At 64.0% G+C, this 19000-nt stretch carries 21 protein-coding genes and 1 pseudogene; 9 read left to right on the forward strand and 13 right to left on the reverse strand.

Annotated features, from left to right (window positions below; all coding sequences use genetic code 11):
* Positions 1-4 precede the first annotated feature (4 nt).
* The 3 genes from MUO32_RS19465 to MUO32_RS19475 all read right to left on the reverse strand — a co-directional run bounded on the left by MUO32_RS19465 (position 5) and on the right by MUO32_RS19475 (position 1510).
* Positions 5-271, reverse strand: coding sequence for a DUF2312 domain-containing protein (locus MUO32_RS19465; RefSeq protein WP_257950049.1), 267 nt, complete (start codon positions 269-271; stop codon positions 5-7).
* Between the two features lie 109 nt (positions 272-380).
* The gene (locus MUO32_RS19470; RefSeq protein WP_257950050.1) at positions 381-686 is read right to left on the reverse strand and encodes a DUF1244 domain-containing protein; all 306 of its coding nucleotides are present in this window, start codon (positions 684-686) and stop codon (positions 381-383) included.
* 8 nt (positions 687-694) lie between these two features.
* Entirely contained in the window at positions 695-1510 is an 816-nt protein-coding gene (locus MUO32_RS19475; RefSeq protein ID WP_257950051.1) for an N-formylglutamate amidohydrolase, read from the reverse strand.
* 274 nt (positions 1511-1784) lie between these two features.
* Between MUO32_RS19475 and MUO32_RS19480 the strand changes: the two are divergent.
* Together MUO32_RS19480 and pyk are read left to right on the forward strand one after the other, a co-directional pair.
* Positions 1785-2156 (forward strand): annotated as a pseudogene (locus tag MUO32_RS19480) (DUF1036 domain-containing protein); the annotation flags it as partial.
* Positions 2156-3595 (forward strand): pyruvate kinase, encoded by a 1440-nt coding sequence (gene pyk, locus MUO32_RS19485; RefSeq protein ID WP_257950053.1) that lies wholly within the window; start codon positions 2156-2158, stop codon positions 3593-3595. The pseudogene MUO32_RS19480 and the gene pyk, both read left to right, overlap by 1 nt.
* Positions 3596-3602: 7 nt before the next feature.
* Here the strand turns inward: pyk and MUO32_RS19490 are convergent, their stop codons facing one another.
* The 6 genes from MUO32_RS19490 to MUO32_RS19515 form a co-directional block, all read right to left on the reverse strand.
* Positions 3603-4610: an alpha/beta fold hydrolase gene (locus MUO32_RS19490; RefSeq protein WP_257950295.1), complete on the reverse strand. Its 1008-nt coding sequence runs from the start codon at positions 4608-4610 to the stop codon at positions 3603-3605.
* 93 nt (positions 4611-4703) lie between these two features.
* Positions 4704-5321 (reverse strand): hypothetical protein, encoded by a 618-nt coding sequence (locus MUO32_RS19495; RefSeq protein ID WP_374708697.1) that lies wholly within the window; start codon positions 5319-5321, stop codon positions 4704-4706.
* Between the two features lie 84 nt (positions 5322-5405).
* Entirely contained in the window at positions 5406-5531 is a 126-nt protein-coding gene (ykgO, locus tag MUO32_RS19500) for a type B 50S ribosomal protein L36 (protein WP_024271182.1), read from the reverse strand.
* Positions 5532-5700: 169 nt separating this feature from the next.
* The gene (locus tag MUO32_RS19505) at positions 5701-6759 is read right to left on the reverse strand and encodes a 5-(carboxyamino)imidazole ribonucleotide synthase (RefSeq protein ID WP_257950055.1); all 1059 of its coding nucleotides are present in this window, start codon (positions 6757-6759) and stop codon (positions 5701-5703) included.
* Positions 6756-7223: a 5-(carboxyamino)imidazole ribonucleotide mutase gene (gene purE / locus MUO32_RS19510; protein WP_244762686.1), complete on the reverse strand. Its 468-nt coding sequence runs from the start codon at positions 7221-7223 to the stop codon at positions 6756-6758. Before purE ends, MUO32_RS19505 begins: the two co-directional genes overlap by 4 nt.
* A 51-nt stretch (positions 7224-7274) precedes the next feature.
* Positions 7275-7478 carry a YdcH family protein gene (locus MUO32_RS19515; protein WP_257950056.1) on the reverse strand — a complete coding sequence of 68 codons (204 nt, stop codon included), beginning with the start codon at positions 7476-7478 and terminating at the stop codon, positions 7275-7277.
* 214 nt (positions 7479-7692) lie between these two features.
* Here MUO32_RS19515 and MUO32_RS19520 point away from each other — a divergent pair, with 214 nt between their 5' ends.
* Complete coding sequence (locus tag MUO32_RS19520) at positions 7693-7866, forward strand: YdcH family protein (RefSeq protein ID WP_244762416.1); 174 nt, start codon at positions 7693-7695, stop codon at positions 7864-7866.
* A gap of 187 nt (positions 7867-8053) precedes the next feature.
* Here MUO32_RS19520 and MUO32_RS19525 read toward each other — a convergent pair whose 3' ends face one another.
* Complete coding sequence (locus tag MUO32_RS19525) at positions 8054-8314, reverse strand: helix-turn-helix transcriptional regulator (protein WP_257950057.1); 261 nt, start codon at positions 8312-8314, stop codon at positions 8054-8056.
* Between the two features lie 62 nt (positions 8315-8376).
* Complete coding sequence (locus MUO32_RS19530; protein ID WP_257950058.1) at positions 8377-9147, reverse strand: sulfite exporter TauE/SafE family protein; 771 nt, start codon at positions 9145-9147, stop codon at positions 8377-8379.
* Positions 9148-9240: 93 nt separating this feature from the next.
* On the opposite strand from MUO32_RS19530, the gene MUO32_RS19535 reads away from it, so the two are divergent.
* From MUO32_RS19535 to MUO32_RS19560, 6 genes are all read left to right on the forward strand, one after another.
* Entirely contained in the window at positions 9241-9894 is a 654-nt protein-coding gene (locus MUO32_RS19535; protein WP_257950059.1) for a thiamine phosphate synthase, read from the forward strand.
* 9 nt (positions 9895-9903) lie between these two features.
* On the forward strand, positions 9904-11043 hold the full coding sequence (locus MUO32_RS19540; protein ID WP_257950060.1) for a tetratricopeptide repeat protein: 1140 nt from the start codon (positions 9904-9906) through the stop codon (positions 11041-11043).
* 183 nt (positions 11044-11226) lie between these two features.
* The gene (locus tag MUO32_RS19545) at positions 11227-12027 is read left to right on the forward strand and encodes an inositol monophosphatase family protein (RefSeq protein ID WP_257950061.1); all 801 of its coding nucleotides are present in this window, start codon (positions 11227-11229) and stop codon (positions 12025-12027) included.
* A 110-nt stretch (positions 12028-12137) separates the two neighbouring features.
* Positions 12138-13220, forward strand: a complete 1083-nt coding sequence (locus MUO32_RS19550) for a MotA/TolQ/ExbB proton channel family protein (RefSeq protein ID WP_257950062.1) — start codon at positions 12138-12140, stop codon at positions 13218-13220.
* Between the two features lie 2 nt (positions 13221-13222).
* On the forward strand, positions 13223-14254 hold the full coding sequence (locus MUO32_RS19555) for a peptidoglycan -binding protein (protein ID WP_257950063.1): 1032 nt from the start codon (positions 13223-13225) through the stop codon (positions 14252-14254).
* A gap of 121 nt (positions 14255-14375) precedes the next feature.
* Complete coding sequence (locus MUO32_RS19560) at positions 14376-16019, forward strand: FAD-binding dehydrogenase (RefSeq protein WP_257950064.1); 1644 nt, start codon at positions 14376-14378, stop codon at positions 16017-16019.
* Positions 16020-16039: 20 nt separating this feature from the next.
* Here the strand turns inward: MUO32_RS19560 and MUO32_RS19565 are convergent, their stop codons facing one another.
* The gene (locus tag MUO32_RS19565) at positions 16040-17032 is read right to left on the reverse strand and encodes a tripartite tricarboxylate transporter substrate binding protein (RefSeq protein ID WP_257950065.1); all 993 of its coding nucleotides are present in this window, start codon (positions 17030-17032) and stop codon (positions 16040-16042) included.
* A 77-nt stretch (positions 17033-17109) separates the two neighbouring features.
* Complete coding sequence (locus MUO32_RS19570; protein ID WP_257950066.1) at positions 17110-18933, reverse strand: ABC transporter transmembrane domain-containing protein; 1824 nt, start codon at positions 18931-18933, stop codon at positions 17110-17112.
* Between the last annotated feature and the right edge of the window lie 67 nt (positions 18934-19000).

The following is a 19000-nucleotide window of genomic DNA, read 5'->3' on the forward strand; positions in this document are numbered from 1 at the left end:
CGTCTTACTCGGTGTCCTGTGGCAGTTCGATCATGCCGAGAGCCTGCAGGTAGGTGTCGAGGATCGCTTCCTGTTCCATGCGCTCGTCCTTGTCCTGCTTGCGGATCTGGATGACCTTGCGCAGGATCTTGGTGTCGAAGCCGGTGCCCTTGGCTTCGCCGTAGACGTCCTTGATATCGTCGGCGATGGTTTTCTTTTCTTCCTCGAGACGCTCGATGCGCTCGATGAATGCGCGAAGCTGGTCGCGTGCGACGCCGTGGGCATCCGACATGGTCTTCTCCTTGGATGGGCTAGAATTCGAAGGCCGTGACTTGCCGTGAAGTTTCGGCAAGATCAAGGCCTATCGCGCGGTGCTTCCGGTTTTTCACGCCGCCGTGGCGTCATTCTTTCGGGCGGTTGACCTCGAAGGCGATCTTCTGGGCGTCACTCGCCTCGCGCTGATGGCGTTCGCGCCATTCCTCGTAGGGCATGCCGTAGATGATCTCGCGTGAGGTGTCCTTGTCGAGGGAAACGCCCGCCTCGTTGGCCGCGTCGCGATACCAGTTGGACAGGCAGTTTCGGCAGAAGCCCGCCAGATTCATCATGTCGATATTCTGCACATCCGTGCGCTCGCGCAGGTGCCTGACGAGGCGGCGGAAGGCGGCGGCCTCGAATTCGGTCTGCTGCTCTTTGGAAAGCTCGGTCATTGTCGGTCTCAATAGGGTCCGGTGCGGGAGGTGTGTATCTCGTATGTGTGCAGGGCTTCGTCCGCATTCAACCGCGAAAAGATCGGCGCAAGGCGGTCGACCCAGCTGACAATCCCGATTTCGTCGCCGATTTCGTCCTGGCGGATCTCGATGAGGGCGTGAGCAATGCCTGATATCATGCAATGGCGGAACATGGTGTCGCCGCGCAGCGCCCCGTCATACGGCTCGTTGTCGCCGACCCTGACATCGCCGAGGCCTTCCAGTTCGCAAAGCAGCGGGCCGACGGCGCGATGGTCACTGTCCCACAGCACCGTTACCTGCCAGGGGCGCGAAACGCCTTTCCAGGCGGGCGTGAAGGAATGCATGGACATGACGAGCGGCGCCTTGCCCGTTCGTTCCGCCACCGCGCCGATCGTGCGGGACACGGCATCGTGATAGGGACGATGATAGGTATCGAGCCGGTATTGCCATTCTTCTGATGTGATTGGGTGATTGCCTGGAATGATCGCACCGTCGGAAATACGCATGACGAGTGTCGGGTCGTCCTCGCCGCGGTTGGGGTCGATCAGAAGGCGGGAAAAACGGCTCATCACGACCGGCGCGTTCAGCCGGGCATTGAGGCCGCGCACCACGCCCTCGACACCGATATCGTAGGCGATGTGGCGCTCGAAGGCGCTTTCCGGCAGGCCGAGGCGGCCATAGCGTTCGGGCAGGAGATTGGTGGCGTGGTCCGCCAGGATGACGAGCCCGAGGGAGAGGTCGCCGTCGATGATCTCGAAGGAAGGATGGTTCTGCATGCCCTCTGCCGAAGTTGTGTCACTCATCTCGACTGATCGCATGGGGCGATCCGGCCTGCAAGGCACGGGGCCTGCGGTTGCGGGAAAGATTCCATCTACTTTCGTGAAATTGTAATCGATTAGTGTTGCGTTGACATTCATGCCCCGTCGTCGCAAGAAAGCGCATATTCAAATCAACGGAGTTCCATTGGAAGCCGTGCGAGCCAAGAGCCATAGCCCCTTCTTCCCGAAAGCCACGCGCCTTCTGCCGGCCGTCCTTTTCACCTGTGCGGGCTTCCTTGCCCTTTCCGTGCCCGGCGAGGCGAAAGCCGAGTTCCGTGTCTGCAACGGCACGCAGAACCTCGTCGGCGTCGCCATCGGCTACCGCGCCAAGGAAGGCTGGATGACCGAGGGCTGGTGGCAGGTGCCCGCCACGACCTGCGCCACGCTGATCGAAGGCGAGCTGCAGTCGCGCTACTACTATCTCTATGCCGAAGATGCCGCCCGCGGCGGCCGCTGGACCGGTGACGTCAACATGTGCGTCGCCGAGAACGAGTTCAAGATCACCGGCGTGCAGGACTGCTTCGCACGCGGTTTCCAGCGCATGGGCTTCAAGGAATATGACACGGGCCGACAGGGAAGCTGGATGGTGCAGCTTTCCGACACGCCAGGGACCCAGGAAAGCCAGAACTGATGAGACGGAACAGAAAAGTCAAAATCCTCGCCACGCTCGGACCCGCATCGTCCGACGAGCAGATGATCCAGAAGCTGCATGAGGCCGGGGCAGACCTGTTCCGCATCAATATGAGCCATGCGAGCCACGACGTGATGCGCATGCTGATCAGCCGCATCCGCGCCGTGGAAGCCCGTTGTGGACGCCCCATCGGCATCCTCGCCGACCTTCAGGGTCCGAAGCTGCGCGTCGGCAAGTTCGCCAACGGCTCGGAAGAGCTGAAACCCGGCCAGACCTTCACGCTCGACAACAAGGACGTGCCTGGCGACAACACCCGCGTCTTCCTGCCCCATCCGGAAATCCTCGAAGCCGTCAAGCCCGGCCATCGCCTGCTGATCGACGACGGCAAGCTGCACCTGCGCGCCGAGAGCGCCGACGGCAAGTCGATCGTCTGCACCGTCGTTTCCGGCACCAAGATTTCCGACCGCAAGGGCGTCAGCCTGCCCGACACGCTGCTTGGCGTCGGCGCGCTGACTGAAAAGGACCGTGTCGACCTCGATGCGGTTCTGGCAACCGGCAGCGTCGACTGGGTCGCGCTCTCCTTCATCCAGCGTCCGGAAGACCTCGCCGAAGTGCGCAAGATCTCGCGCGGCCGCGTCGGCCTGATGTCGAAGATCGAAAAGCCGCAGGCCATCGAGCGCATCGACGAGATCATCGAACTCTCGGATGCCCTGATGGTCGCCCGCGGCGACCTCGGCGTGGAAATGCCGCTGGAAGCCGTTCCGGGCCTGCAGAAGCAGCTTATCCGCGCTAGCCGCCGCGCCGGCAAGCCGGTCGTCGTGGCGACGCAGATGCTGGAATCGATGATCTCGGCCCCGGTGCCGACACGCGCCGAAGTCTCCGACGTGGCGACCGCCGTCTTCGAAGGCGCCGACGCCATCATGCTGTCGGCTGAATCCGCTTCGGGCGACTATCCGGTCGAAGCCGTCTCCACCATGGCCTCCATCGCCAGCAAGGTCGAGCTCGACCCGCACTATCCGGGCATCATCTACGCGCAGCGTACGCCCCCGGAGGCTACCGGCGCCGACGCGATCTCGCTTGCGGCCCACCAGATTGCCGAGACGCTGAAGCTCGCCGCCATCGTCTGTTACACCTCGTCGGGTACGACGGGCCTGCGTGCTGCCCGCGAGCGGCCGGAAGTGCCGATCCTGGCGCTCTCGCCGGTCATCGAGACAGCGCGTCGCCTCTCCGTGGTCTGGGGCCTGCACTGCGTCGTCACCGGCGATGCGGAAGACCTTGACGACATGGTGAACCGCGCCTGCCGCATCGTCGTGACGGAAGAGTTCGGCAAGCCGGGTGACCGTATCATCATCTCGGCCGGTGTGCCGCTGCGCACGCCCGGCGGCACGAACATGCTGCGCATCGCCTATATCGGCGCCGACGGCGTCAGCGGCATCTGAGTCCCGCTTATCTTTCGTGATCCTTTGCAAGGCGGGCTTCGGCCCGCCTTGCTGATTCCTGGAGGTCGCGGTCACGCCCCGCGATCGTCTCCAGCGCCTCGACGGCAAGGTCCGTCACCACGTAATCCGGCTTGTGACCGAGATTGCGGATCCAGACGAGCTCCGATCCCGCAATATCGCGCGCCAGCCCTCGCGAATGGATTTCCTCATAGACGACGCCATCGGTGTCGCCGGTGATGATCACCGTCGGCGTGTGGATTTCATGATATCGCGGCTGCACGCGGCGGACATATTCCAGGAGGTTGGCGACGTCGGTGGCGTTGTTGCGGAAGGCGGCGGGACGCAGCACCAGTGCGGGTGCGGTCGCCGCGATATAGTCGTCCGGACGAGGGTTGGGCGCAAAGACGAAATGCGTGCCGCTCTCGATGCGTGACAAGCCCACCGGCAGCGCTAGGACGCGCGTGAACAGCCAGCCGATATAGGGTGCCTTGGCAAGATCGTAGTACCAGTCGACTCCGCCCGGCCAGGGATGGGTCGCAGGCGCAAGGAAGAGCAGACCGGCGGTCTTGTCCGGATGCTCCAGCGCGAAGCTTGCCGCTATGGCGCCGCCAAAGGAATGAGCGACGATGATCGCCTTGTCGATGCCCCTTTTTTCCATGAGGCGCGCGATGGCATGGGCCTGACCGTCCGGCCAGGCATTCTCGGGCCCGCCGCGCTCGGAATAGCCGTGGCCCGGTCGGTCGAGAAAGAGCAGGGTTGCGCGGCCTTCGAGCCTGGCGCGGAAGGCATGCATCTGGTCGCGCAGGTTGCCGCTGGCGCCGTGGATGAACACGATGGGCGGCAGGTCGGCTTTTTCGCCGTCAGGGACCAGCACGCTGTTCATGCGCAAGCCGCCGACATCGATCAGTTCGCCTGCATTGGGAAATTGTTGCTCGATGGCGCGTGCCTTCCAGGCCGTGAAAGCGTAGCCGGCGAGCGCGAGGGCGAAGGGAGCGGCGAGGAGGATTGTCAGCATGAGGCGGAGCGGGGAGGGCAAGGAGGGGTCCGGTCTTCGACGTCGAATAAACGATCTACGCAGGTGGCGCCATGCCGGTTCACCTGAACGGTCTCAGGTGCGCTGACCGGTCAGCTTCTCTGCCAGATCGCCCATTTCCTTCTGCGCCTGCCGTTCGGTCGGGTAGACCTCGAGGAAACGCTCCCAGGCTTTCATCGCAAGCTCGTCACGGCCGCTCTGCGAAAGAATGGCGGCCATGCCGGCGAGCGCGCCGAAGTGGCGGGGTTCGATCTTCAGCACCTGGTTGATGTCGGACATCGACTTGCGATAGTTGCCCATCTTGAAATGCAGCGTCGCCCGGCGGTTCCAGCCTTCGACATAGTCGGGCCTGAGGCGAATCGCCTCGTCGAGGAAATCGAGCGCGGCGGCATTCTTGTCCTCGACCATGGCCGTATCGGCCCACTGGATCAGGAGATTGATGCTGGCGCTGCCCGAGTCCTGCCATTCGCGGCGGATCTGGTTGGCGACGCCGGTGGCGGCGTCGGGGTCGGCCTCGCGCTTCAGTTCGCCGAAAAGCTTGTCCAGCCGCTGGGCTTGCGTGGTGAACGTGCCTGAAGACGAATCGAGCGAAGCCTTGTCCGCCGACTGCGCGAGGGCAACCGATGGCGCGGACACAGCGAGGGAAAGGGAACAGCAAAGTGCCGAAAGCATGAAAAAGCGCATGGCGGTTATGGTAAACCGCCATGCGCCGAACTTCAATTTGTTATTTCTCGATCAACACTGTCCTCGACAAGGACAGGCAACCGCGACGCCGTATCAGCCCTGACGAGCCTTGAAGCGCGGGTTCTGCTTGTTGATGATGTAGATGCGGCCCTTGCGGCGAACAAGGCGGTTTTCGCGGTGGCGAGCCTTGAGCGACTTGAGCGAATTCTTGATCTTCATTTTTCTGATCCGCGTATTGCAGGGCGACACGAGTTCGCCGGATTTCTTCAATCAAAAACGCGCCGTTTCGGGCGCGCTTTCACGTTGGCAGGCATGTAACCCGTGACATTTCCGCTGTCAACCATAGACGACGGGTTTTCCGCCTCCAAGGCCGGTTTTCCAGACCATCTCAGTCGAAAAGCTGGGTAATATGCCCCATTTTTCGGCCCGGACGGGCTTCCGTCTTGCCGTAGAGGTGGACAAGCACACCCGGCTTGGCGAGCCAGGCCGGCACGTCGTCGATGTCGTCGCCGATCAGATTCTGCATCACGCAGTCCGAATGGCGGCGCGGATCGCCGAGCATGTGGCCGGCGACGGCGCGGATATGTTGTTCGAACTGCGAGACCACGCAGGCCGCCTCCGTCCAGTGGCCGGAATTGTGTACGCGGGGTGCGATCTCGTTGGCGACGAGCCCGCCATCCGCCAGAACGAAGAACTCGACGCCGATGACGCCGACATAGGCGAGGCTGTCCAGGATGGCGCGTGCCGCCTTGCGGGCCTGGTCCGCTGTCGCTTCTCCGATGCTCGCCGGCAGGGTCGAGGTGTGCAGGATGCCGTTGAGATGGATGTTTTCGGCCGGATCGTAGCAGGCGATGGTGCCGTCGCGATCGCGCGCGGCGATGATCGAGACCTCGCGTTCGAAGGGTACGAGGCTTTCGAGGATGAGCGGTACGCCGCCGAGCGCTTCGAAGGCGCCCTCGCGGCTTTCGGCCGGCGAGCGGAAGAGGCGCTGGCCCTTGCCGTCATAGCCGAGCCGGCGCGTCTTCAGGACGCCGACGGCGCCGAAGCGGTCGAGCGCGTCCTCAAGGTCGGCCTGACTGTCGACGGCGGCGAAATCAGCGGTGAGAATACCGCAGTCGCGGATAAAGCTCTTTTCGACAAGGCGGTCCTGCGAGACTTCCAGCGCACGCGGCGGCGGATAGACCGGGACGGCTTCTGCCAGTGCGGCCGCCGCAGCGACGGGCACGTTTTCGAATTCATAGGTCACGACGTCGCAGACGCGGGCAAGCTCGGTGAGTGCGTGCGCATCGTCATAGGCGGCTATGATCTGCGCGTTGGCGACCTGGGCTGCCGGACAATCGGCCTGCGGCTCGAGGATGACGGTGCGCAGGTTGAGGCGCGCAGCCGCCATGGCGAGCATGCGGCCGAGCTGGCCGCCGCCGATGATGCCGATGGTGCGCGCGCTCATAGCGGGCCGTCCACGGGATATTCGGCAATGGCGTTGGACTGGTTCTCGCGCCATTCATCGAGGCGATGGGCAAGTTCCGGATCGTTGAGGGCGAGGACCGCGACCGCAAGAAGGGCTGCATTGACCGCGCCGGCCCTGCCGATGGCGAGCGTACCGACGGGAATGCCGGCCGGCATCTGCACGATGGAGAGCAGGCTGTCTTGGCCGGACAGGGCCTTTGACTGGACCGGCACGCCGAAGACCGGCAGCGGCGTCATGGCCGCGGCCATGCCGGGCAGATGGGCCGCACCGCCTGCGCCGGCGATGATGATCTTGAAGCCTTCCGCCTTGGCGCCGCGCGCGAAGCTATAGAGCCTGTCGGGCGTGCGGTGCGCCGAAATGATGCGGGCCTCGTAGTCGACGCCGAGCGCATCCAGTGTATCGGCCGCGTTCTTCATCGTCTCCCAGTCGGACTGGCTTCCCATGATGATGGCGACGGGGGGCGTTTCTGTGGTGTCCAAAGCGTCTCGTCCGGTTCAGGCGATGATATCGGGAATGATCTGATCTTCCAGCTTGGAAAGCTTGTCCTTGAGGATCAGTTTCTTCTTTTTCATGCGCTGGATTTTGAGGGCTTCGCAGCCGACCTGGATCATGGCGTTGATTGCAGCGTCGTAGTCTTCATGTTCCTGGCGAAGCCGCGCGGCGGCAAGCCGCATTTCAGCCTGTTCCTGGTCTGCCATGCTTTAGTTCCCCGTCGTCGGAAACAGCGGTTTGCCCGTCTGTCCCAGTCTGTAGAGGGTGCTCCTACCACGAAACCCCTGGTAACGGGAAGTTATCCCTTGCCACGTTTTCGCCTTCGACAAATGAAAAATGACATGGCACACTGGTTCTGTTGCAACCTGGATCATCCGGCACGCAAGTGACCGGGTGCAAGCAAAAGGAAGGAACTGTCACATGACGATTGAGGCCCATCTGGCTACGCTCGAAAAGAAGCATTTTGCTCTTGAAGAAGAGCTCCATGCTGCGATCAAAAGGCCCTCTTCGGAGGATGAGACGATTGCAGACATCAAGCGTCGCAAGCTGCGCATCAAGGACGAGATCGAGCGTATTCGCTCCTCAGCCCACTGAAACGACAGGGATTTTTCCAAAAGGATTATAGGGAGGCAAGTCGCGGAACAGATGGTCCGTATGGGAGGACCGGGGTAGGAGCCCATTTCGCGAAACCGCTTCCGAAAATGAAATCATAGATGTCGTGACGCCCTGGCAAACCGGAAGGTCTGCCGGGGCGTTCTATTTCAAAATGGGACGATGAGGCTTACGACCAGAACTGGTCGAGCCAGAGATTGAGCCGGTCGAAACCCTTGGCGTTGATGGCATAGACACGTTTCGTGCCCTGGGCCTTCACGCTGACGAGGTTGGAATCGAGCAGTGCTTTCAGGTGCTGGGAGACTGCTGGGCGGCTGATCGGCAGGCCTTCGGAGAGTTCGTTGACCGTGCGCGGCGCGCGGCGCAGCTCTTCCAGCAGGAACCTGCGGTTGGGGTCGGCAATCGCAGCAAAGGGATCCGGGTGCGCCATGGCCGAACGCTATGGCAAAGCAGCATTAGCGGCAAGTATTTTGTGCGGTGCGAAGTAAACCGTCAGAGAAAGGCGACCACGCCGTCATAGACGAGCTTCAGGCCGGCGATCAGCGCCATGGAATACATGAAGGGATAGAACACGTCCGGCCTCATGCGCTTGACCATGAAACCGCCGAAGGCCGTGGCGACGATAGCGAGCGGCACGAGCGTGGCCGAAATGGCGAGGTTCGTCGTGTCGAGCTGCCCGAGTGCAAAATAGGGCCCGAGCTTGATGACGTTGAGGATGGCGAAGAAGCGGACGGCAGCACCCGTATAGTCGCGCGGTGGCAGCTTCAGCGGCAGGCCGTAGACCTGGAAGGGCGCGCCGCCGGCATGCGCCACGAAGCTGCCATAGCCGGAAAGCGTGCCGAAAAAGGCGGCGGGAACGAGCCGGTGCGGCTTCGGCGCGATGACATAGCCGTGCCGGACGCGCCAGGAATTGTAGAAGTAGCGCAGCACGAAGAGCACGGTGATGAGGCCGATGATCAGGCGCAGCGCATCGCGCGGCACATAGGCCGACGTCGCCCAGCCGATGGCGATGCCGAGAAGCGCGCCCGGCAACAGCATCTTCAGGAGCGGGCGGTTGTTGTGTTCGCGCCAGATCCAGAGCGACACGCAGTCCATCACCACCAGGATCGGCAGGAGGATTGCGGCGGCCTGCACAGGTGGCACGGCCATCGCCAGCAGCGGCACGCCCATCAGGGCGAGTGCCTCGCCCATGCCGCCCTTCGTCAGGCCGACCAGGAGAACTGCAGGGATGGCGGCATAATAAATCGACGGGTCGATGGACATGGAAGGCGATTGATCCTGTTCGTTCTTCCGTCTATCCGCTTTGATCTGTTATGACGAGCCTAGAGCGCCGCAATTCAAGGAAAGTGCCCATCCATGTCCGAAGCCGATAAACGCTGCCGTCTCGTGTTGATCCTTCCCGAAGGCGAGGACCTTTCCGCGCGCGCTGCAATGCTCGAAGCTGCGCTGAAGGGTGGCGATGTCGCCTCGGTGATCCTGCCGCAATACGGTCTCGATGACGGCCTGTTCCAGAAGCATGCGGAGGCGCTCGTCCAGATCGTTCAGGATGCCGGCGCCGCCGCGCTTATCGCCGGCGACACGCGGGTTGCCGGCCGGGCGAAGGCCGACGGCATCCATATTACCGGCGGGCTGGAGGTGTTCAGCGAAGCCGTTGAAAAATTCACCCCGAAGCTCATCGTCGGCGGCGGCAATGCCACGGACCGCCACAAGGCGCTGGAAATCGGTGACATCCAGCCGGACTATATCTTCTTCGGCAAGATCGGCGGCGACATCAAGCCCGAGGCGCATCCGAAGAACCTCGCGCTTGCCGAATGGTGGGCCTCGATGGTGGAAATTCCCTGCATCGTGCTCGGCGGGACCGACCCGCAGTCCGCCCTTGCCGTCGCCGAGAGCGGTGCGGAGTTCGTCGCGCTCGACAAGGCTGTTTTTGCCGACCCCGAGCAGGCGCCGCATGTCGTTGCCGCGGTCAATGCTCTTCTGGACGAAAAAGCGCCACGGTTTGAGCAATAGTAGGCGCTCATGATCAGGGCCCTTCTTTCACAAGCTTGCCGTATCGCGCCGGTGGCGCTTCTCGCCACGGGCGTGCTCGTCGCCGCGCCGTCGCTTGCCGAGACCGCCAAGAAAGGGCCGTCGGTCACCGTCGACGATGCCAAGGCCGGTGACAAGGATGCGGCAAGCGAGGTGAAGCCTGCCGCTCTCGACGAGCAACCTGAGGTCAAGAAGGATGACAAGAAGCCGGACGATGGCCCCTCCACCGGTCTTTCGGTGCTCGACCGCATGGGCGCCGATCTGCCGGCGCTGCCGGCGGAAAAGCCGTTTTCCGGCAAGATCGACGAGGCCTATGGCGCTTTCCAGCGTGGCCATTACCTGACCGCGATGGAACTCGCTCTTCCGCGCGCGCAGCTCGGCGATCCCGCCGCGCAGACCCTCGTTGCGGAAATTCTGGACCGCGGTCTCGGCGTGAAGCGCGATCGCAAGCAGGCGATGTTCTGGTATGAGCAGGCGGCCAATGGCGGCGATCCGACCGGCATGTTCAAATACGCGATCCTGCTGATGGAGCGTTCGGCTTCGGCCGATGACCGCAAGAAGGCCGACGTGTTGATGAAGAAGTCGGCCGATCTCGGCAATGCGTCGGCGCAGTTCAACTATGCGCAGGTGCTGGTGGCCGATACGCCTGGCGACAAAGGCCTTCGCAACGCGCTGCCCTATTATGAAAAATCGGCCGAGCAGGGCATCGCGGATGCGCAATATGCCGTCGCGCAGATTTATATCAATCTGACGGACCTGCCCGAGGACAAGACGAAGCGCGCGCGCGAGTGGTTGCTGCGCGCGGCGCGTGCGGGTTTCGACACGGCCCAGCTCGATCTCGGCATGTGGCTGGTGAACGGTACGGCCGGTGATCGCGACTACGACACCGGCTTCAAATGGCTGAAGCGCGCCGCCGATGGCGGCAATGTCGTCGCCCAGAGCAAGCTCGCGCAGCTCTATATCCACGCCATCGGCACGCGACCCGATCCGATCGAGGCGGGCAAATGGTTCGTGCTGGCGCGGCGCGCAGGGCTGAACGATCCGTCCCTCGAGGATTTCTACCTCGGCCTGACGGACCAGCAGCAAAAAGCTGCGATCACGGCGGCGAACAAGTATCGCTCGGGGTCGTAGGACGCCGCATATTTACCCTGTTGCACGATCGTGGCCCCTGCATTGCAGCCGATGCAGGGGCTGAAGGCTTGAAACTTCGCCGGATTTGTGGTCTTGAAGCCCGCACATCCGGTCCCCGTGCATTTGCGCGCCGCGGCTTTTGCCGTCCCGATGCGCCGGACATTCCCGAAGGACATTCATTTTATGGCTCGTTCAGCTCTTCTTAACGTTATGGTTCAGGCCGCCTTCAAGGCCGGCAAGTCGCTTTCGCGCGATTTCGGCGAAGTGCAGAACCTGCAGGTTTCGCTCAAAGGCCCCGCCGACTACGTGGCGCAGGCCAACCGCAAGGCCGAGAAGATCATTCGCGAAGAGCTGATGAAGGCGCGCCCGACCTACGGTTTCCTCGACGACGCGGCCGAAGAGGTCATCGGCACGGATGGAGCGCATCGCTGGATCGTCAAGTCGCTCGACGGCACGACCAACTTCCTGCACGGCATTCCTGCCTTCGCCAGCACGATCGCGCTGGAGCGCAACGGCGAAATCGTGGCCGCCGTCGCTCTCAACCCGGCGACGGACGAGCTCTTCACCGCCGAGCGCGGCGGCGGCGCCTTCCTCAACGACCGTCGCCTGCGCGTGGCGGCCCGCAAGGCCCTGTCGGATTGCGTCATCGGCTGCAGCGTGCCGCATCTTGGCAACGGCAACCACGGCAAGTTCCTTGTCGAACTGCGCCATGTGATGGGCGAAGTCGCCGGCATGCGCCGTCTCGGCTCCACCGCGCTCGATCTCGCCTATGTCGCCGCCGGCCGTTTCGACGGCTTCTGGGAGCGCGAACTGGCGGAATGGGACATGGCGGCCGGCATGCTCCTGATTCGTGAAGCCGGTGGCTACGCGACGGACCTCGACGGCGGCAATGACATGTTCAACACCGGCACCGTGGTCGCCGGCAACGAATATATCCACAAGGCGCTGCGCGACGTGCTGCACCGCCCGGTGCCGACGCGCTGATGCGTTGAGGACGGCGGCGTATCAAAGCGCCGCTGTTGCCGCTAAGCCCTTCAATTCCACACAATCTTCCTCTAGTCTCCGCCCCGACGAGAAAGCGGAGATGCGACTACATGGCTAAGCTGGCGCTGTCGGGCTGGGGAGGGTCGTCCGAGACCGGAGACGACTACCCGCACAAACTTTCGAGCCCCATGGCGTTCTTCTGGACGATGGTGATCTTCCTCATCATCGTCGGCTTCGTCGCGGCCATCCTATTCCGCCAGGCGCAGACGGCGTTCCTGTCCAATCCCGGGCTCAACGGCCTCATTGTCGGCGTGCTTCTGATCGGCGTTCTCCTGGTGTTCAACCATGTTCTGGCGCTGCGGCCCGAAGTGCGCTGGTTCAATTCGTTCCGCGCGGCCGGCAGCGCCGAAAAGGTCGGGCGCGATCCCGTCTTGCTCGCGCCGATGCGGGCGCTGATCGGCCGGCGCCATTCCGTCGCGCTCTCGACCGCGACGCTTCGCTCGATCCTCGATTCCATCGCCACGCGTCTCGACGAATCGCGAGACACCTCCCGCTACCTGATCGGCCTTCTGGTCTTTCTCGGCCTGCTCGGCACCTTCTGGGGTCTGCTCGGCACGATCGGCTCGATCAGCGCGGTCATCCAGTCGCTGGATGCCGGTGGCGGCACGGCGAACGACATTCTGACGGCCCTCAAACAGGGCCTTTCCGCGCCGCTCGAAGGCATGGGCACGGCCTTCTCCACCTCGCTCTTCGGTCTGGCCTCCTCGCTCATCCTCGGCTTCCTCGACCTGCAGGCGGGCCGCGCGCAGAACCGGTTCTATACCGAGCTGGAAAACTGGCTGTCCTCGGTGACCGATGTCGGCACCGAGTTCCAGCCGGCGGCCGACCTGGCCGCCACGTCCTCCACCGACGTTCAGGCGCTCGCCGAGCAGATTCTGAAACTTGCGCAGCATGAGGGCGGCGGTCAGCGCTCGACGGCGGCGATGGCGAGCCTTGCCGAGGGTATTCAGGGTCTCGTGAAAAACATGCGCAGCGAGCAGCAGATGCTGCGCGACTGGATCGAGGCGCAGCAGGAGGAAGCCAAGGCGCTCCGCCGCACGCTCGACCGGCTTGCCGCGCGCTCGGGCGAACGGTCGGTCGAGAAACTGCCCGAACGCACCACCGAGAAGGCTCACAAGGCCGGGGGCGAATAGAGATGGCGCTCGCCCGCAATCGGCGCAGCCAGCGCTCGGTCGATTACTGGCCGGGCTTCGTCGATGCACTCTCGACGTTGCTGCTCGCCATCATGTTCCTGCTCACGGTCTTCGTGCTGGCGCAGTTCTTCCTCAGCCGTGAAATCTCCGGCAAGGACGATGTGCTCAACCGGCTGACCAGCCAGATCAACGAGTTGACGCAGCTTCTGGCGCTGGAAAAGAGCGGCAAGCAGGACCTCGAGGACACGCTCGCCAATCTCCAGGCTTCGCTCGCTTTGTCCGAAAGCGACCGCACGCGCCTTCAGCAATTGCTCGATAGCGGTTCCGGCGCCTCCGACGCGGCCAATGCCCGCGTGACGACGCTGGAAGGCGAGCTGGATTCGGAAAAGCAGGTGAGCGCACGGGCCGCAAGCCAGATCGAACTGCTCAACCAGCAGATCGCGGCTTTGCGCAGCCAGATCGCCGCCGTGGAAGAAGCGCTTCAGGCTTCCGAGGCCAAGGACAAGTCTTCGCAGACGAAGATCGCCGATCTCGGCCGCCGCCTCAACGTCGCGCTGGCGCAGCGCGTGCAGGAACTGAATCGCTATCGCTCCGATTTCTTTGGCCGGCTGCGGGAAATCCTCTCCGACCGTGAGAACATCCGCATCGTCGGCGACCGCTTCGTCTTCCAGTCGGAAGTTCTGTTCCCCTCCGGGGGCAATGACCTCAACGAGGCGGGACAGGCGGAGATGAAGAAGCTTGCAACCGCGCTGCTCGATCTCGCCAAGGAAATCCCCGCCGAGATCAATTGGGTGCTGCGCGTCGACGGCCACACGGACAACGTTCCGCTCTCAGGCACCGGCCGCTACCGTGACAACTGGGAACTCTCGTCCGCCCGCGCGACGTCGGTCGTGAAGTTCCTCATCGCCAACGGTGTTCCGGCCAATCGCCTCGTTGCTGCGGGCTTCGGCGAGTTCCAGCCGATTGCCGAAGGCAACGACGACGCGGCAAAGGCGACCAACCGCCGTATCGAGCTGAAGCTCACCGAGAGGTAGCCACCAAGGCACCGGGATGGGAATGACCACACTCCCACCCCGCGCGACAGGTATTTCCCGCCTATTGATATGACGTGAACGTCAGCGTAAGTTTTTGCGATCTACGGCGGGAGGCGTTGTGATGGACTGCGATCTTTTGGTGATCGGGGCGGGCCTTGCCGGTCTCGTTGCGGCGACGGAGGCGGCAGGACGGGGCCTCAAGGTCATTGTACTCGAGCAGGAGGGAGAGCAGAACCTCGGCGGGCAGGCCTTCTGGTCGCTCGGCGGCCTGTTCTTCATCGATAGTCCCGAGCAGCGGCGCCTGCGCATCCGCGACACGCTCGCGCTGGCGCGGCAGGATTGGCTGGGGTCCGCGGGCTTCGACCGGCCGGAGGATCATTGGCCACGCCGCTGGGCGGAAGCCTATCTCGACTTTGCCAGCGGCGAGAAGCGTGCCTGGCTGCATGCCATGGGCATGCGCTGGTTTCCCGTCGTCGGCTGGGCGGAACGTGGTGGCGGGCTTGCCACTGGCCACGGCAATTCCGTGCCGCGCTTCCATGTGACCTGGGGCACCGGCCCCGGTGTTCTCGCGCCTTTCCTTCGGCGTGCCGAAGCGCTTCGCGCCGCCGGAACGCTTGCATTCCGCTTCCGCCACCGCGTGGATGGCCTGATCGTCGAGAGTGGTGCGGTCGTCGGCGCGCAGGGTGTGGTGCTGGAGCCGGATCATGCGGCTCGCGGGCGGTCCACCTCAAGGGAGGTTGTCGGCGTTTTCCAGCTTCGCGCCGGCGCTGTGCTGGTCTCGTCGGGCGGCATTGGCGGAAATCAGGATCTGGTGCGGCAGAACTGGCCGCGTGACCGGCTCGGAGAACCGCCCGCTTTCATGGTGAGCGGCGTGCCTGCCCATGTCGACGGGCGCATGCTGGGCATCGCGCAACGGGCTGGCGGCTCGGTCATCAACGGCGACCGCATGTGGCACTATACGGAGGGTTTGCGGAACTGGGACCCGATCTGGCCCGGCCACGGCATCCGCATCCTGCCCGGCCCGTCTTCCTTGTGGCTCGATGCGCGCGGTCGCCGTTTCCCGGCGCCGGCCATGCCGGGCTTCGATACGCTGGCGACGTTGAAGGCCATCTGCGCGACGGGGTATGATCACAGCTGGTTCATCCTCACGCGGGCGATCATCAAGAAGGAATTCGCGCTTTCCGGTTCCGAGCAGAACCCGGATCTGACGGGCAAGGACATTCCGCTGCTTTTGAAGCGGCTTGGCAGGAACCCGCCCGGCCCGGTGCAGGCCTTCATGGACAAGGGCGAGGATTTCGTCGTGCGCGACGATCTCGATGACCTCGTCGCCGGCATGAACGGGCTGACCGGCGAGCCGCTGCTCGACACGGCGCAGGTGCGGGCCGAGGTGGAGGCGCGGGACCGGGAGATCGTCAATTCCTTCTCAAAGGATGCGCAGGTGACGGCCATCCGCGGTGCGCGCAACTATCTTGGCGACAGGCTGATGCGCACGGCCTGCCCACACCGTCTGCTCGATCCCAAGGCCGGGCCGCTGATCGCGGTGCGCCTCAACATCCTGACGCGCAAGACGCTTGGCGGGTTGCAGACCGACCTTTCCGGCCGGGTGCTGGAATTGTCGGGCAAGCCGGTGCCTGGCCTCTATGCGGCGGGCGAGGCAGCCGGCTTTGGCGGTGGCGGGGTGCACGGCTACAATGCGCTGGAGGGCACGTTCCTTGGCGGATGCCTGTTTTCCGGCCGCATCGCGGGCAGGGCGATCGGCGCCTGAGGCGCCGATCGGACTTTTCATCAATCCATCTGGATGTTTGCGCCTTCGACGACGGGTTTCCACTTGGCGAGTTCGGCCGTCACATGTTTGCCGAGTTCTTCCGGCGTGGAGCCGACGATGGTGGCGCTGAACTCCTTCATGCGCTCGATGACGGCAGGGTCCTTCAAGGCGGTGTTGGCGGCTTCGTTGAGCTTGTCGACGGCCTCCTTCGGCGTGCCGGCCGGCGCAAACAGCGCGTTCCACGTATAGGTCTCGTAGCCGGGAATGCCCGATTCCGCGATCGTCGGCACATCGGGGAAGGATGCGGCGCGCTCCTTGGTGGTGACGGCAAGGGCGCGCAACGTGCCGGCCTTGATATGGCCGGAGGAGGAGGGCAGATTGTCGAACATGATGGGGATCTGGTTGCCGATCACGTCGTTCAGCGCCGGGCCGGAACCCTTATAGGGCACATGCTGCATGCTGACGCCTGCCATCGACTTGAAGAGTTCGCCGGAGAGATGCAGCGGCGTGCCGTTGCCGGAGGAAGCGTAGCTGTAGCCCTCCGGATCGGCCTTCAGCAGGGCCAGCAGTTCCTCGACGGTCTTGGCGGGCAGTTCGGGATTGACCACCAGCACGTTCGGGACGATCACCAGCAGTGAGACGGGCGAAAAATCCTTCTCCGCGTCGTAGGGTTTGGTCTTCAGGATCAGCGGGTTCAGAGCGTGGGTGGCGACCGTCCCCATCAGGATCGTGTAGCCGTCCGGCTCCGCGCGGGCGACGCGGTCCGCGCCAAGGCTGCCGCCGGCACCGCCGACATTTTCGACGATGATCTGCTGGCCGATATTTTCCGACATCTTCTGCGCGATGATACGGGCCACCACATCCGTCGAGCCGCCGGCCGCGAAGGGCACGACCAGCGTGATGGTGCGATCGGGAAACTGCTGGGCGCTGGCCGGTGCGGCGAGCGTGAGCGCCGCAAGTGCGGTGGCGCCGAGTGCAATCAGGGTCCGGCGGGTGATCGTCGAAAATGCCACGGTGGTCTCCTCCCAGGGTGACGTTGGGTCCGACACTCAGGATAGGGCGCCAGCCTCTCGTGGCAAGGGCGAACCGGTCAGCCCGCCGCGCGATCCTCTCCGAGGAACGCCTGGCCGCCATGGTCGAACTGCAGCCGGGCGAGGCGTGCATAGAGCCCGCCGTCCCGGATCAGCGACTGATGCGTGCCTTCCTCAACGATCCGGCCGGCTTCCATGACGAGGATGCGGTCGGCCTTGAGCACGGTCGCGAGGCGGTGGGCGATGACGATCGTCGTGCGCTTACCCATCTGGCCGTCGAGCGCTTTCTGCACCAGGGTCTCGCTTTCGGCGTCAAGCGCCGACGTGGCTTCGTCGAGCAGCAGCAGCGGTGCGTCCTTGAGGATGGCGCGGGCAATGGCGATGCGCTGGCGCTGGCCGCCGGAGAGCGTGACGCCCCGTTCCCCGACCATCGTGTCATAACCCTTGTCGAGCCGCTCGATGAACTCTTCCGCCTGCGCGGCGCGGGCGGCGGCGCGGATGGCCTCGTCGCCCACATTCTCCATGCCGAAGGCGATGTTGTCGCGGATCGTCGCGGCGAAGATGGTGACATCCTGCGGCACCAGCGCCATGCGGCGGCGAAGTTCCTCGGGATCGGTGGTGCGCAGATCCACGCCGTCAAGCCGCACGGTGCCGGTATCGGGATCGTAGAAGCGTTCCACCAGCGACAGGATCGTGCTCTTGCCGGCGCCCGACGGGCCGACGACGGCGACGGTCTCGCCCTGCTTCACGCTGAAGGACAGGCCGTTGATGCTGCGGTAGCCGGGACGGGCGGGATAGGAGAAATGCACGTCCTCGAAAGCCAGTTCGCCGCGCGAGGGCACGGGCAGCGCGACGGGATTGGCGGGGGCTGCAATGGCAGGCTTTTCGGCGAGCAGTTCGGTCAGGCGCTCGGCGGCGCCTGCGGCCTGCGAGAGTTCGCCCCAGACTTCCGAAAGCGCACCAAGGCTGCCGGCGGCGAAGACGGCGTAGAGCAGGAACTGTCCGAGCGTGCCGGCCGACATCGTTCCTGAAAGCACGTCCTGTGCGCCGAACCACAGGACGGCAACGACGGAGCCGAAGATCATGGCGATGGCAAAGCCGGTCAGCAGCGAACGGGCGCGGATGGCGGAGCGGGCGGCTTCATAGGCGCTTTCGACGGCGCCGAAGAAGCGGGTGCGTGCCGCCTCTTCCGCATTGAAGGCCTGTAGCGTGCGTGCCGCGCCGATCGCCTCCCCGGCATAGGCCGAGGCGGCGGCGAGCGTGTCCTGCGCCTCGCGCGAGCGACGGCGCACCGAGCGGCCGAAGGCGACAAGCGGGAAGACGATGATCGGGATAGCGCCGATGACGAGGCTGGAGAGCTTCGGGCTCGTATAGAGCATCATGGCGATGGCGCCGAGACACAGGATGAGGTTGCGCAGGGCCACGGAGGCGGTGGCGCCGACGGCGGATTTGATCTGCGTCGTGTCGGCCGTCAGCCGCGAGACGATCTCGCCGGACTGGTTGACGTCGAAGAAGGCGGGCGACAGCCGCGTCACATGGGCGAAGACCTCGCGGCGGAGATCGGCGACGATCCGTTCGCCGAGCGTGATGACGAAGTAGTAGCGCATGGCGCTTGCCAGCGCGAGCAGCCCGGCCAGCGCGAAGAGCATGGTGAAATAGGTATCGATGAAGCCGGCATCGGCCCCCGAGAAGCCATGGTCGATCATGCGGCGCACGGCGATCGGCAGCGCCAGCGTGGTGACGGCGGCCATGACCAATGCGGCCAGAGCCCCACAGACGAGGCCTCGATAGCGGCGGATATAGGGAGTGAGCCTGCCCAGCGGACGAATATTTTTACGCGCGGGCTTTTCCTGCGCGGCCTGTTCTCTGTCTGTGGACACCATACCCCCGTTTCCAGCGCCTTGCGGCACGAATTGTCTTTCGGCTCTTGTTATCCAGACGGCCTTCATG

Origin of the sequence: Shinella sp. CPCC 101442 (assembly GCF_024704725.1) — a bacterium.
In the GTDB taxonomy this organism is placed as follows: Bacteria; Pseudomonadota; Alphaproteobacteria; order Rhizobiales; family Rhizobiaceae; genus Shinella.